A 14433-nucleotide genomic window follows, 5' to 3' on the forward strand; every position below is an offset into this window, starting at 1 on the left:
CCGCATGCACTCGGCCCTCGGGTATCTCACGCCCGAACAGGCCGAGCAGCGCATGACCAGCTAACCCAGCGTGTCCGCCGAGTCAGGGAAAGATCAAGGGCCGCCGCTTGAAAGTCGCAACCCTGTTAGCCGGCGCATCTCAGTCGGCTTCTGGAGTATGAACAAGACGCTCTCAGTGGCCGGGGATGGGTCACGCTGATCGCAGGTAGCGTATTGCAGCCTCCAAAATGTCGCCGCCCATGAGGACAGGTACATCGGGTTCAAGTTCCCATCTGGGTTTATCCTGGACGTCGTAAACTGGCTCTGCTGAGTATTGCAGCGCCAGACCAGTGCGGTCGAGCCGTAACGGAAAGACCGCGGCACCTACCCGCATCATTGGCGTTCCTACGATAGCCGCACGCCCGAGACCACGCATGCCCATGGGAAAGCCTTCCGCCATGCTAGCGCTCCACCGCGTTGTGAGGACAGTGACCTTACCGGTGTAGGTAAAGGGGCCCCGCGCCTCGACGGTCTCTGTCCAGGCAGCACTCAACCGGTTGCCGTCGCGCCTGCGCATGCGGGCATAGGGCATCGTCTTGGTGATAAATCGCCCCATGATCGGGCGGGCTATCGCGGTGTCGCCGCCACCATTCTGACGAACATCGATGATGAGTCCGCGTGCATTCCGGAAGCTTGCTAGCGCCTCGTCGAAGGCTGTCACAACCGCATCGTCAGCAAAGCTGCGAACGACGATGCAACCGATGCTATGAGCTAACATCCGGCTCTCGACATTGGGGAGCGTAACAGGTTGCTTCACGCGAACGGGAACGACGTGTTCCGAACCTGGGGTCGACCGCACCGTTAACGTCCTTGGCATGCCGCGCCGCCCCGATACCGCCACGTTAAGCGCAAACGCCGTTGCCGCTGGATCTGGACGGCTAAGACAGCGCGGTATTATGTCCGAGGCGATCTGCCCAATCGGCCGGCCGTCGATCGCCAATACGCTGTGCCCTGGCGTAATGCCCGCATCCGCTGCGGGGGACCCATCGCGAACGCTTGTGACAAACGCCGTACCATCGCGGTTGGGTTCGACCCACAGATCAAAATATGGCCCGCGCGCCGCATCCGGTGCCGGATCATTCAAGTGGGTGTGCGCGTCGTACAGTTCGCCGATCACCCGGCCAACAACGCCGGCGAACACTTCGGACGATTGGGCGGCAGCGGCGAGCGGGCGATACATTCGCCTTACTGCTCTCCAGTCGGTGCGTTTCTCCCCGAAATAGCAGTAGCGCTCGTCCAGTGTCCGCCAGAGCTCGTCGAAGTCCTCGACATAGGTCACGTCATGAGCCGGCTCTCCCGCCTGGGCCATACCCGGCGGGAATGCCGCAGCCGTACCCAGGGCGATACCAGCATGAATCAGCGAGCGACGGGTCATGGGGTGGTGCATGTGATCGGCTTTCGCTGGTGGTCTTCCATGCGGTTAGCTGAAGGAAATCTCGCCGCCTTGAACGATATTGCTGTCGCGCGAACGGTGCGAGCTTACCTGTTTGCGTAGCGTGCCGGCGATACACCGACGATACGCTGGAATTGCCGCGTGAGATGGCTTTGATCGGCATAGCCGACATCGAGCGCAACCTCCGCGATTGGCTGACCTGCCAACAGCAGGCGTCGTGCTGCGACGATGCGGCACTGATTGCGGTACGCAAGGGGGGTAATCCCGACTGCCTTGCGGAAACTACGCGCAAGATGGAAGACGCTGATCCCGGATACGGTCGAGAGCGTGCCCAGCCCAAAGTCGTCGGCGAAGTGGGCGTCGATGTAGCTTCGAGCGCGCGCAACGGCATCGCTGGATACGCGGGTGTCATCCGACGATTGTTTCACCTGGTCGGCGAACAGGACCCCAGCCAGATCGGCGAGCGCGCTTTCCTGTTCCAATCGCCCCGCGTCGTCGCGACACAAGAAGGCGTGCGCATCAGCAACGATGGAGTGAGACCGATCGCCAGCCAATACAGGAGAGTCAAACCGCGGCGCGTTCAGGCGCTCGGCGATGTAGGGACGTATCGCTTCGTCGGGGATGTACGCGACGCGATAGCGTAAGGTCTCACCTCCCGTCGTTCGGTTGGCATGCGGCTGATCGGGATGGAGACGCAGTACCTGACCTGCCTCGACGTTGTAGGTTCTGCCGCCAACAGCGAGGGCCTCACAGCCTGCCATGACCGCGCCGACTACCCATTCCGCATGGCTGTGCTCGGGAAAGGCTCGCTCGTTATACTCGACGGATACGAGTTCGACGCCGGGTAGGTAGGAGGGGCGGGAGAAGTGGGCATCATTTCTTACTGGCTCACTCATGTTAACGCGCCGCCTACCCAGAGCCGAACGCCGATCAGTCCAAGCATGTATGTCATTGCGCCTTACCGATCCACGCGCGGCCGGATCCCAAATCGACCGTCAGATCGCGCCTGCCCATCAGTTGCATGCCGATATTGCCGTCCATTATCATATTCGGAAAGACGCGTGCTTGCCCGGTAAATACCACGTCGCGCCTAATCGTTGCGCTAACCGGCTGAGCCGTCCGAATGTCCGCGCGTAAGCCTAGATGCGGCGCGATCTGCGGCGACACGAAGATGGTCGGCCCTGCATTGGCAGAGTCCAGTTCCATCCAGGCACGGCCCCGGGGGGTGTTTACCCCGATGTTGACATCGAGGGCGGCACCTTCTGCCCCCCGCACCAGCCGAACCGGCACTTCAAGACCGGACTTCATACGCGCCGCGAGGGAGCCCGGTGTTTCGATCACGATCTGGCGACTAGCGAAGCGAATAGTGATGATACGGCCAGCGAAGAGGTCTAGTCCGATCGAGCCGTCCAGCCTGGCAGTGTCGGCATCGAGCTTGCCGAGATCGTAGACGATCGTCGTCGGTGCTGTGTAGGCGTGCTCGCCCATTTCAAAAGCAACGTCATCGCAGCGTGGTAGATCCAGGCGCTCTCCTGTCATACGAAACGCCGTGACATTGCCCCAAGGTTCGCAGCCAAGGTCGCGGGCCAGGGCTGGCGTAATCATTGTCACCCCCTCGCCGGTGTCAAACAAGAAGGTCCGCTCGCGGCCGCCAACAGATGCCTGAACAGTGAACTGCTTACCTTGAAAAAGCTCGAGGCTTATCGTTTGTGGGCCGCGGTCTTGCAATGGTCCGGCGGGAAGGGCGGCGAGCAACGCGCCCATCATTAACATTTTCACTAGCATCCCCTTACCCCGCAGGCTTCACTGGCGGCGGGGTCCCCATGCCGGCGGGTGCTGCAACGGCACTGCGTTTGAGCCAAACCCGTCCTTGAGCAAGATCCATGGTGACCACCCAATCTTTGAGAAACGGCATGCCAAGGTTTCCATCGATCACGATGTCGGGGCTGAAGATCATCCCGGACGCTTCGACACCGGGAGCGATCTGGAAGTGGCCTTGTTGCGGTCCCTCGCCGGTAACCTTCTTCAAGCCGAGTAGAGGAAGAAGTTTCGGTGCAACCAGGATCGTGCCGCCATTGCCACTGTCCAGCTCGAGGCGCGCCGGTCCACGTTCGGTGGGGACGTCAATGAACACAGACAGCGCCAGGCCGCCTATTTCACGAGCCAGATGAGCAGGAAACTCCACCGCGTTCGCCTTGCGCCCAGCCGCGCTTTCAGGTGTTTCCAACGTGAGTTCGCGACCTGCGAAATCGATGGTTACAGTGCGTCCGGCGAATGCGTCGAGGGCAAGCAGACCATCGATCGGTGTGTCGGGAGACCCCACGTCCATGACGATTGCAACAGGGCTCTGTAGGGTCTGGTTCTTCCAGTGGATTGCAACATTGTCGCAACGTGGGGCGGTGATCTTCGTGCCGGTCATATGAAACCCGGTGATTGATCCCCAGGGTTGGCAGTCCATCTCTTTCGCGAGCGCTGGTGAGATCACCGTCAGTCCGCCTGCAGTGTCGAGTTGAAAAAGCCGCTCCCGGCCGGCCACCTTCACTCGTGCCGCTACGCCTTTGCGGTAACTTTCCAACGGCAGCCGCACCGGACCCGTTGGGGCAGCATTCGCTCCAGACGCCAAACTAATGAGCAACCCAGCCGATAATAGCTTTTTCAAAAGAATGCCCCTTTCATGGTGGGATGCGCAGGCATCGAAGTCGTCGAACAGACGATGCATTTTACTGTTTAAGGCTAAAGGGCAGTGATCCAGCGCTCGAGCTGATCGGTATTGCGCATGTCGCCGGTGTAAGCATGTACCGGCCTGGCCGGGACGTTCGAACCGCGTTTCCTGCCGCGATACACCTTCATCGGAATGACGGCCCGGGCAAAACCGCTGGGCAGAGCGACTTGCCGTACGTCCATGTAGAGCGAGTCAGCGCTCGTCTCCTGCCCGACGTGAATGCCGCCTAACGCGGTCCATAGATCGACCGCATCAAGGCATGCCGATCCGCATCCCCAGTCCGTCAGCACGAATACCCGCGCTTTCAGCATGTGAGCAGCGCCGGTTGCCGCTGGCTTAGCTTCGTCGGCATCCACTTCACGCCAGAGCGCTTGGCCGAGGGCGCGGGCAGATGTCATGCCCTTCGCGGTACGCGCGGCCCAGTCTTTCACCGCCTGCGAGACATCGGCGGAATTCTGCCAGGCGGTACGATAGCCTTCAAGCGTGGCGATGTTTCCCGCCGAAGCGCGCCAGTCGACGCCTTCCGATCCTGATGGCAGCGCGTTCACTGCAGCCTGGCCCCAGAGGATAGCCGCAATCTGATACGACCAGTCGGACGATCCACCGCCATTGCCTCGAAGGTCGAGCACGATGCGCTGTGCCGCTGCGATCGCGAGGGCGTCCTTCCTCATCGATTTGATGATTGGCGTTAGGGACTTGGCATCAGCGCTGTCGGGGTCACCGTTGAAGCTGGGGACCGAGAACCAGCGCGTGCCGTCAGCAAGGGTTCGAGCCGCGAACTCTGGACGTGCCCGCGGTGCGGTAGCGGCAAAACGTGCGTCGAAGTCTGCATCAGGCAGATCGCGCCAACTGAGCGTCACGTCCTTTAGCTTGTCATCGACCTTGAAGCGGCAGCGGACTGGACGCTTGATGTAGGGGTTGGCGGCGTCGAGGAACAACCGACCACCATAGGTCGCTCGTTGGCTGACCAATTCCCACCTGCCTCGGAAGGCGCCGACGTTGCGGGCAGCCGGGTGTTCGGCATCAATGCCATCGCAGCTTACGAGTACTGCTCCGAGCGGTAAGGGAGCGTCATCCGCTCGGGTCATCACGACCTGACCTCCGGTGCCGTCAAAGCCGGTCAGAAAGCCGGGCCAGCGGATCGGCAGGGGCGCTGGCTGATCGAGGTCGAGCGCGACATGCCCATCGTTGAAGCTCGCCACGTAACCGCGCATCGCCCATAGATATCCTGGGTAGTCTCCAGCGGTTGCAGCACGACGCAGGGCCAACGCCAGACCGGCATCGTTGCGACGCGCAAAGCCGGGGTCGAGTTTGTTGTAGGGACCAGGGTGATTGTCGGCGATCTGGTTGTGATAGGCCTTGGCGTCCATTCGCAAGGTCGCTGCCCAGTCGCGAGGTACGTTGGTCGCTCCGATCAGCAGAACCGCCGCTGGTATGGCAAGGAGCGACGGGTTCATCTCGGCGCGGCCAGTTTGCTGGCTGCCTTCTCAAGATAGGGCCTGACATCAACCGAACTGTAGCCCGGTGTCGTCGAGGCGAAGTGTCGCAGCCAGTACCCGTGTCCAGCCCCGTACACGACGAGGATGCGATCGCCCGGTTTGGCCACATTGATGAGCTTTGCGAAGATCTTCGCATTGCGCAGGTACCACATGGCATTCAGATCTGCGCCGGGCTGCTCGTTACCGTCACCAAGTCGGAGCAGGGAGTAGTATGAATCCTGTCCACCCATGGGCGTGGAGGGGTCGTTATAGCGGATCAGCATCCGTGGTATGCTGGTGGTTGCCTGCTCAGCCTCAAACTTTTTGGCAGACGCCTGGACCGTTTCAAAGGCGGCGTCGAGATAGGCCTGCTGCCCGTGAGCTTTTGCATAAGCTTCGACCCGGCCGATTGGGAAATAGTCCGGTTCACCCTTGTCGGGTTGCTCGTCAATACCTTGAACGGACCGAAGGCCGGCGCGAGCAGCGATGCGGTAGCCGATCTGGGTTGTCTCGTCCCGGTCGGTCTTGAGCATTTTTGCGGAAAACCTTGCGAAGTCCGTCACATCGTAGGTCGGGCCCGGGCGTTGCGCCTCGACCATGACCCGCGTCGGTTCAAACTCAGCGATGGCATCAGCCAGTGCTTCCAGTTCGCGCTGGCGCTGCGGCGTGGTGACATCGTCGACATGGGCATTCACCTTGTCACGACCAGGGTTGCCGAAATGATAGCTACCCAGCACCATCACTTGGACAGGTTGCTGTTGTGCAGCGGTCACAGCAGGCGTTGCTGCCGCAGCGAGTATGGGTAGCAGCATGCAGCAGGTCTCCTTGGTGTGGTGCTCAGACAATACACGTCGAATGACAGCTGTCTATCTGGATTTGCGGCGTTGAACGCCAAGCTAACAGAGGTTGATCCGGTCAACCGAAACGCGCGTCAGATCGCTTGAAAAATGCAGCGAGCACTCCGTTGAAGGCGAGGGAATGTCGGCGGCATCGCCTCTGTTCCAGACATGAATGAATGTCTGAAGTTGGGAAGTGCGCAGAGTGCTATAGATGACCGGTTATGGGTCTAGCCGGAAGCTGGGGGCAGGGTGCCTTCGCCCACACCCGGACGTTCATGCTGGAGACCCGGGCTTCCGATAGCGGCCATTCGTTAAGCACGATCCTTCCCCTTTTTTTCGTCTCTGGTCCGCCAATTCGGGAAAGAGCTTTCACCGGCAGACTTTTGGGAAAGGGCAGGCCCGGATCAACTCTCGGAGAACGCGCGGGCTATTGTCCCGCTATGGGGTCTCATAAGCGAAAATCGGAGATTCGCAGCCTAGTCGGCGGGCATGTGAAAAAGCGAGATTTGGCCGGTGTAGATCCCTTGCGCCCGTGGTTGGAACCGGTCATGCAACGGGTTCAAAACGGGGGTGGAAATTGACGATCAGGCAGGTTTTGGCGCTTCTTGGCGCCGTTCCAAGTCTCGCCATTGCGCAGGCGATACCTTCACCTAGTACTAACTTCCCGGCTCGGGTCATGCAGGCTGAAACTGTATTTCAACTTGGTTCGCCGGGGCTTCAAGGCCCAGGGGCGGCTATTCTCGGCGCCGCGATGGACGGCGCACAATATGTCTTGGTCGGCGAAGCACACTTTTCGCAGGAAATACCGCGTTTCACCGTCTCCTTGTGCCACCAGATGGCTCGTAAGGGGCTTCGTGCCATGGCGGTGGAGACAGGGCCTGAGGCCGTTCGCCTCCTCAACAACGACCTTCGCCGTTCCGACAGAACATCCCGGCTGTCAGCATTCATGCGAGCTCATCCGGATGCGATGGCATTCCAAAACAACATAGCGGAAAGCGCGATGTCCGCCGATTGCGCACGTGAAGCTGGCGATGCGTTCCAGCTTTGGGGATTGGATCAAGAGTTCTTTGGTGCCAGCGGATTTATGCTGGAAGAGATGGCCGCTGCCGCTCAAGGGCCTGCCGCGAAAGAGGCAATCGCACGATTGAGAGAGTTTGATCGACGGTCCACAGCCGGGGCGGTGAATTCAGGATCACCTGGTAAGCTTCTGATCTACACGATCGGCGATGCGCAGATGAGTGCGGCACGAACTGCAATCGTCAAGGACGGGGGCAGTCGCGCTCTACAACTATTCGACGAATTGGCCGAAACGCGGGCAATCTTTTTGGCGTCGAGTAGCGGTATCGGAGACCCGAATGGCCGGCGAGCACGGCTCATCAAGCGCACGATGAGCAGTTACCTGCGGGGCGTACCTGCCAACAGTCGCGTGCTTGTGAAGTTCGGTGACGTTCATGTGGCCAAAGGTTTCAACAGCCTTAGGCAACGCGACCTTGGCAACTTCGTCACCGAATACGCCGAAGGGCGAGGTGCCTCGTCGCTGCATATACTAGTGATGGGCAAGGAAGGCAGCTTGGGCGCTTACAACGGGTTTGGTCGGCAGGTTAAAGTTGAACCTTACACACCGATCGCCGACGGAGATTATCCTTGGTTCGCCAGCGCGCTCGCTGGCCGGCCGAGACAGGCGGCTTCATCCGATTGGATCCTACTTGACCTGCGGCAGCTTCGAGACATCCCGGCTCAGGAAATACCGGCGGCATGGCGACAACTCGTGCTGCGCTATGATCTCGTCGCCATCGCCCCGAAACTTACACCTGCGTTTTTGGCCGGCGTAGAAGGGGTGGTAAGTGCCGTAGCCCAATGAAACGTGCTTGCCGGCCTAACGGCCGGCCGATTGCAACGACCCTTAATTCACCGGCACCGAAAATTCTCAAAAGCCGATCCTTGGCACGAAAGGCCGCACCGTCAGGCGACGTCCGCTAACGTCACATGCATTCCCAATAGCCGCCGGTCCGCTTTCCTTCCCATTCACGACATCCCTGACGGACGATCGTTCGCCAATATCAGGTCGCGCGGGGATGAACGAATGTCTGAAGTTGGGAAGCGCATAACGACTGCTGAATGTCGTCTTGTGGGTCCTCCCAGCAACTGAGCGGTCGATGACAGCATTATTCAGCGTCAGCGGCTTCCTGACAGGCGCCGCCTTCCAGTTTTCTGTCGGCCTCTCAGCGTCGGGAACCCACCCACACTCTGGCCGACGGCGCATCAACCAAGACCGGTAGGAAAACAACGGCTTGAAGCTACAGCCCAAGTTCCTCCAGCCCCGGATGATCCTCGGGCCGTGGCCCGAGCGGCCAGTGGAACAGTCGCCCCTTTTCGGAAATCGGAACGTCGTTAATGCTCGCCATCCGGCGCGCCATCAGGCCATCGAGCGTGAATTTCCAATTCTCATTGCCGTAGGAGCGATGCCACGCGCCGGCATCGTCATGCCACTCATAGGCGAAGCGCACGGCAATTCGATCGCCGTCATGCGCCCACAGGCCCTTGATAAGCCGATACTCGTGCTCGCGACGCCACTTTGCGGTTAGGAAGGTGACGATAGAATCCCGCCCCCGAAGGAAATCAGACCGGTTTCGCCACTGGCTGTCCTCGGTATAGGCGAGCGCGACCCGCGCTGGATCGCGGCTGTTCCAGCCGTCCTCGGCGGCGCGGACCTTTAGCGACGCAGTCTCATGGGTGAAGGGAGGGAGGGGCAGTCGTGGCATCGAACGGATCCTTTCAGTCAAAGGGCGTGGCAAACTCCAGACGGATCCCGCCCGGAATGAGGATCAGGAAGTGGTGCGCCGTTGATCCGGGACGGATGGCGCCCGGCGCTGCGTCGACCACGACTTCTGGATGCGCCGTCACGGCGGCCCACGCCGCTGCCAGTGCAGCATCGTCGGCGACCGAGAGCGAGAGATGATGGAGACCGATATTGGCGCGCCGGTCAAAGGCGCGGGCCGTCACGGGGTCGGCCGCGCGCCACAAGGTCAGCAGGATTGTGCCGTCCGATACGAAGATAGCAGGATAGTCGGGCACGCCGCCTACTTCATCGAATCCGAGCGTGTCGCAGAAGAAGGCGCGTGCCTGATCGAGGTTGGGCACGGTTAGCCCGACATGGTGGACGCCGCGTGTGAGTTTGCTGGTCATGATGCTGCCCGTTCAAGTTGAGCGATGTGGGCTCGAAGCACCGCAATCTCGTCAATGAGCGGCTGGGAAGTGCGGCGCACTTCCGCCTCGGTGAAACGCGGCGTGATATGCTGCGGGCAGTTCCAGTCGAACCCGACGACATCGATCAGAAAGCCACGCTCCGGCTCGGCCGCGTAGCCGGACGGCATGAGCGCTGCGATGACGGCGGGGTCTTTGCTCACGTGGGCATGGCCGATGATCTTGAGGCGCCGGCGGTTCGGATAGTCCATTAAGAACAGCGCAACCCGGTCGTCGGCCGCAATATGCGCGACGGAGAGATATTGTCGGTTGCCGCGAAAGTCGGCGAACCCGAAACAATTGCCCCCGAGGTGTCGGACGAAACCGGTTGCCCCGCCGCGATGCTGGACATAGGGCCAGCCATCTTCGGACGTGCTCGCCAGGTAAAAGCTGTCGCGGGCGGCGATGAACGCAAGTTCTTTGGCCGTAATCCGGTCGACCGTCTCCGCGCCGGCTTCCATGCGTGCGTAGGACGCTCGCGACCCCGCTGCTTCTTGCAGCGCGCGAGCGCGTGGTCCGAAAAGGGTGTGGAGATATGCCTGCGCCATGGCCACGAGGATGGCGAGTTGCCCGCGATGTGATAATTCGCAATTACTGATACGGACTATTGCGATACGGGGAATAATGGACCGCTTCGAGAGCCTTTCCGTCTTTGTCGCGGTGGCAGAGCAGCGCGGCTTCGCGGCTGCGGCGCGCGTCCTCAATCTGTCGCCTCCTGCCGTGACCCGTGCGGTCGCGGCGCTGGAGCGGCATCTGGGCGTGACGCTGTTCCACCGCTCGACGCGAGCGGTGTCCCTGACGGACGACGGGGCAAGCCTGCTCGATCGGGCGCGGCGCATACTCGCGGACATTCGCGAGGCGGAGCAGATCGCCATGGGCGGTCGCTCGGTTCCCCGGGGGCAGCTCTACGTAACTGCGCCGGTCATATTCGGGCGGCTGCATGTGTTGCCGGTCATCAGCGCGCTGCTGGCCAGCCACACCGGCCTCAACGCGCGCATGATGCTGCTCGATCGTAATGTCCGCATCGTCGAGGAGGGTGTCGATGTGGCGGTGCGGATCGGGACGCTGGCGGACAGCACGCTGCGCACCGTGACGATCGGTTCGGTCCGTCAGACCATCGTGGCAAGCCCGGGCTATCTTGCCGAACATGGCTTGCCCATCGATCATGGCGACCTGGCCCAGCATCGGTGTATCATGGGTAGCGGTGTGCGCGCCGGCACCCGATGGTCGTTTGGCGCGCGCGGCGAGAGGCTGTTGGAAATCGTCCCCCGCCTGACCGTCAACGGCATCGATGCGATCCTCGCTGCTGCGGAAGCAGGCGTCGGCCTTGCCAATGTACTGAGTTACCAGTCGGCCGCGCATATCGCGAGCGGGCGACTCATTGAGGTTTTGGCCGATCATGCTCCGTCCGCCATGCCGGTAAGCCTGCTCTATGATCCCGGTCGAGCCGCTATGCCCGCGGTCAGGGTGTTCATCGACGCGATGCGGGAACAGGGGCGGCGGGGCGTGTGGTCCTGACCGGGACCGCCGGACAAGCTATTTCGCGGCGAAGGCTCGGCAGATTTCCATTTCAGCATTCCTCCCGGTGAAGGCTCAAACGCAGGCCGGCGGCGTTCCGGCGGCGTTCGCCCATTGATCGCGGCGTCGCCGGCGCCTGAACGAACTGCAAATGTGTGGATGGGCGAGAGCGGTTCGGCAATGTCGCTTTCTGGGTCGGAGCGGTTGAAGGGCAGACGATCCGCACCTAGCCCACCTGGCGCCATTCACTTAATGCGCTGGCGTAGTCATAAGCGGACAATTGTTCATAACCAGATCCGGCGTAGGTATGTCTCTCATCGATCGGTTTGAACTCTCGGTGCCCTTGATCCAGGCGCCGATGGCAGGCGTCGCCACACCTTCGCTGGCGGCAGCGGTATCCGAGGCGGGAGCGTTGGGATCGATCGGAGTAGCCGCGACCGACGCCGCCGGCGCACGGGCGATGATCGAGGAGGTGCGCAGCAGCACGACCCGCGCGTTCAACGTCAACGTCTTCGTCCACGCTGGCCCAAAGGCCGATCTGTCGCGGGAAGCGCAATGGCTGGATTGGCTTGCCCCGCTGTTCGCCGAGTACGGCGCACAACCCCCGACGGCACTCATGACCATATACAAGAGCTTCGCAGATGATCCCGACATGGTGGCGGTACTGCTCGACCTCGCGCCGCCAGTGGTTAGCTTCCACTTCGGGTTGCCGTCCGCCGACGTGCTCTCGGCGTTGCGAGCGCGTGGTATCTATCTCATGGCGACCGCAACCAGCCTCAACGAAGCACACGCGATCGAGGCCGCCGGGATCGATGCGGTGGTCGCGCAAGGGATCGAGGCTGGCGGGCATCGGGGTGTCTTCGACCCCATCGCGCCTGACGACGCGCTCGGCGTATTCGCGCTGACCCGGCTCCTGGTGCGCAAGAACAACCTACCAATCATCGCTGCTGGCGGGATAATGGACGGCGCCGGCATCGCCGCGGCGCTCGACCTGGGCGCATCGGCAGCGCAACTGGGAACTGCCTTTGTCGCGTGCCCGGAGTCGGCCGCAGACGATGCATACCGGGCGGCCCTCACCGGTGAGGGCGCTTACTACACCGTCCTCACTTCGCTAATTTCTGGTCGACCCGCGCGTGCGCTGGCCAACCGGTTCACGGCTCTGAGTCAGTCGGTTGATGAACGCCGACCGCCTGATTATCCTATCGCCTATGATGCGGGAAAGGCCTTGCACGCGGCTGCCAAGGCGCAAGGCGAGCACGGTTTCGGAGCGCAATGGGCGGGGCAAGGTGCGCCGCTTTCTCGTGCCATGCCGGCAGCAGCCTTGGTCAGGGTGCTGCGAGAGGAATTTGAATTGCGACGGATTAGAGGCTCGGTTGAGCGTTGCGACGTTCCTTGATCGGACTGGCCGTTTCCCCACTAGAAGCCGTATAAGCAGACCTTTCAGCGTACTGAAAGCCTCAAATCATGATGAACCAGCGCCCGAAGTTAAGAAGCAAGGTAAGGGGCGCGGGCGTCCTTTTGTTGGTCTCCGCGGCCGCTGGTCGCCTGATCGCTGCATGATCACGCTCGTCTGCTCCCAAGGTCTTTCGCATCCTGGAACTAGCTGCTTTAAAAGGCTCAAAGCCTTTCCGTTTCTCCGTGTCCACCAGCCCATGTTGGGAAAGTGTATGCGGGAAAGGGTTTAGGGAAAGCGGTTTACGATGGTGAACGGTCGCGTGGTAAGCACGGGCGGCATACCAGTGAGAGGGCAGTAATGACGGACGCCACAAACGTAATTGCCNGGGTTTAGGGAAAGCGGTTTACGATGGTGAACGGTCGCGTGGTAAGCACGGGCGGCATACCAGTGAGAGGGCAGTAATGACGGACGCCACAAACGTAATTGCCGTGGACCACACAGGCTTCGCTGTGTCTTCTTTGGACGAAGCCGTTCGGTTCTGGACGGGAGCGCTCGGTTTCACACTTGAGCGGCAATCGGAGATGGGGGGCGACTTCCTGCATCAGGTGACAGGTGTCGATGATCCGAAAGTGAGAACGGCAATCGTCAAGGCACAAGACGGCTACGTGGTCGAACTGTTGGAATATTCAAACGGGCTCCAGAACGGGACGGTGCCCAGCGGCGCGGGATCGATCGGAGCGGCCCACCTGGCTCTGACCGTAAAGGACATTCATGTCGCCATTGCCCGTGTCGAGGCAGCAGGATGGAAGGCGAAAGGTAATCCGCTGCCGATCCCNGCGGCCCACCTGGCTCTGACCGTAAAGGACATTCATGTCGCCATTGCCCGTGTCGAGGCAGCAGGATGGAAGGCGAAAGGTAATCCGCTGCCGATCCCRGGTGGYCCACGGAAGGGAACGTTGGTGGCCTACGTTTCAGGCCCCGATCATATCACGATAGAGCTTATGCAGCCGACAGCCCGTTAATGGGCCGGCAAAAGCTTTGCCGCCTCATCATCCTTTGAAAGCTGGCGAGTCAGCGTGCAGGGCCGAGGCTCAGCACCTTCTCTGCTGCAATACTGAATGGATGGCAGAAGTTGGGGAGCCAGAAAGAGGCCGCGAATGACCGCAAGTGGGTCAAGTCGTCATCGTTTAGGCAGCTAGGGCTCGGTTGCTTTCGCCCGTTAGCTTAGTGCTTTTTGCATCACGGGACGGCGGGGAGCCGAACAGGCGGGCGTACTCCCGACTAAATTGCGATGCGCTTTCGTAGCCCACCGCAAAGCCAGCCGCGGCGACGTCGCGGCCGGCCAGGATCAGCCGACGAGCCTCCTGAAGCCGCAGGCTCTTCTGGTACTGCAGCGGGCTCATCGCCGTTGCTGTGCGAAAATGCCGGTGTAACGAAGCCGGGCTCATGCCGGCCACGTCAGCCAGCGCCTCAACGCGCAACGGCCTATCGAACTGATCGCGGATCAGTGCAATCGCCCGGCGTACCTGCGAAAGCCGGCTGTCAGCGCGCGCGATCTGCCGGACGATTGCCCCCTGCGGACCCTGAAGTAGACGATAGAGGATCTCTCGCTCGCAAAGCGGGGCCAACACGGCAATATCCTTTGGCGCATCGAGAAGCCGTAAGAGACGTAGCCACGCGTCAAGCAGCTCCGACGTGACTGATCTTTCCCTGACTCGGCGGACACGCTGGGTTAGCTGGTCATGCGCTGCTCGGCCTGTTCGGGCGTGAGATACCCGAGGGCCGAGTGCATGCGGTTTCGATTG

General features: G+C 61.2%; 14 protein-coding genes. 4 read left to right on the forward strand and 10 right to left on the reverse strand.

The genetic code is table 11. The annotated features are described in order from the left end of the window. Nucleotides 1-190: 190 nt before the first annotated feature. The 6 genes from ASG67_RS06810 to ASG67_RS06835 all read right to left on the reverse strand — a co-directional run bounded on the left by ASG67_RS06810 (nt 191) and on the right by ASG67_RS06835 (nt 6444). Entirely contained in the window at nt 191-1414 is a 1224-nt protein-coding gene (locus ASG67_RS06810) for a S41 family peptidase (RefSeq protein ID WP_056527484.1), read from the reverse strand. Between the two features lie 104 nt (nt 1415-1518). Next, the gene (locus tag ASG67_RS18250) at nt 1519-2328 is read right to left on the reverse strand and encodes an AraC family transcriptional regulator (protein WP_082543369.1); all 810 of its coding nucleotides are present in this window, start codon (nt 2326-2328) and stop codon (nt 1519-1521) included. A gap of 52 nt (nt 2329-2380) precedes the next feature. Beyond that, on the reverse strand, nt 2381-3205 hold the full coding sequence (locus ASG67_RS06820) for an aspartyl protease family protein (protein ID WP_056527468.1): 825 nt from the start codon (nt 3203-3205) through the stop codon (nt 2381-2383). A 16-nt stretch (nt 3206-3221) separates the two neighbouring features. Then, nucleotides 3222-4151, reverse strand: coding sequence for an aspartyl protease family protein (locus ASG67_RS06825; protein WP_156460699.1), 930 nt, complete (start codon nt 4149-4151; stop codon nt 3222-3224). A 14-nt stretch (nt 4152-4165) separates the two neighbouring features. Beyond that, entirely contained in the window at nt 4166-5524 is a 1359-nt protein-coding gene (locus tag ASG67_RS06830; RefSeq protein ID WP_235535089.1) for a S41 family peptidase, read from the reverse strand. An 83-nt stretch (nt 5525-5607) separates the two neighbouring features. After that, the gene (locus ASG67_RS06835) at nt 5608-6444 is read right to left on the reverse strand and encodes a DUF5694 domain-containing protein (protein WP_156460700.1); all 837 of its coding nucleotides are present in this window, start codon (nt 6442-6444) and stop codon (nt 5608-5610) included. Nucleotides 6445-7147: 703 nt separating this feature from the next. Here ASG67_RS06835 and ASG67_RS06840 point away from each other — a divergent pair. Further along, nucleotides 7148-8332, forward strand: a complete 1185-nt coding sequence (locus tag ASG67_RS06840; RefSeq protein WP_056527476.1) for a hypothetical protein — start codon at nt 7148-7150, stop codon at nt 8330-8332. A 436-nt stretch (nt 8333-8768) separates the two neighbouring features. Here ASG67_RS06840 and ASG67_RS06845 read toward each other — a convergent pair whose 3' ends face one another. Genes ASG67_RS06845 through ASG67_RS06855 form a run of 3 tightly spaced genes read right to left on the reverse strand, consistent with a single transcriptional unit; the run spans nt 8769 to nt 10175 of the window. After that, nucleotides 8769-9233: a DUF1348 family protein gene (locus tag ASG67_RS06845; protein ID WP_056025067.1), complete on the reverse strand. Its 465-nt coding sequence runs from the start codon at nt 9231-9233 to the stop codon at nt 8769-8771. A gap of 13 nt (nt 9234-9246) precedes the next feature. Further along, nucleotides 9247-9657, reverse strand: a complete 411-nt coding sequence (locus ASG67_RS06850) for a VOC family protein (RefSeq protein ID WP_056527479.1) — start codon at nt 9655-9657, stop codon at nt 9247-9249. Next, nucleotides 9654-10175, reverse strand: coding sequence for a pyridoxamine 5'-phosphate oxidase family protein (locus ASG67_RS06855; protein WP_321163531.1), 522 nt, complete (start codon nt 10173-10175; stop codon nt 9654-9656). The genes ASG67_RS06850 and ASG67_RS06855 overlap by 4 nt, the downstream gene beginning before the upstream one ends. Nucleotides 10176-10338: 163 nt before the next feature. On the opposite strand from ASG67_RS06855, the gene ASG67_RS06860 reads away from it, so the two are divergent. The 3 genes from ASG67_RS06860 to ASG67_RS06870 form a co-directional block, all read left to right on the forward strand. After that, nucleotides 10339-11232 (forward strand): LysR family transcriptional regulator, encoded by an 894-nt coding sequence (locus ASG67_RS06860; protein ID WP_056025076.1) that lies wholly within the window; start codon nt 10339-10341, stop codon nt 11230-11232. A gap of 307 nt (nt 11233-11539) precedes the next feature. Further along, the gene (locus ASG67_RS06865) at nt 11540-12628 is read left to right on the forward strand and encodes an NAD(P)H-dependent flavin oxidoreductase (RefSeq protein ID WP_056527481.1); all 1089 of its coding nucleotides are present in this window, start codon (nt 11540-11542) and stop codon (nt 12626-12628) included. 461 nt (nt 12629-13089) lie between these two features. Beyond that, on the forward strand, nt 13090-13463 hold a 374-nt coding region (locus ASG67_RS06870), incomplete at its 3' end, for a VOC family protein (protein ID WP_235535090.1). Between the two features lie 352 nt (nt 13464-13815). Here ASG67_RS06870 and ASG67_RS06875 read toward each other — a convergent pair. After that, the gene (locus ASG67_RS06875; protein ID WP_321163532.1) at nt 13816-14316 is read right to left on the reverse strand and encodes an AraC family transcriptional regulator; all 501 of its coding nucleotides are present in this window, start codon (nt 14314-14316) and stop codon (nt 13816-13818) included. Nucleotides 14317-14433 lie beyond the last annotated feature (117 nt).

It is taken from the genome of Sphingomonas sp. Leaf339, from assembly GCF_001426195.1.
GTDB lineage: Bacteria > Pseudomonadota > Alphaproteobacteria > Sphingomonadales > Sphingomonadaceae > Sphingomonas.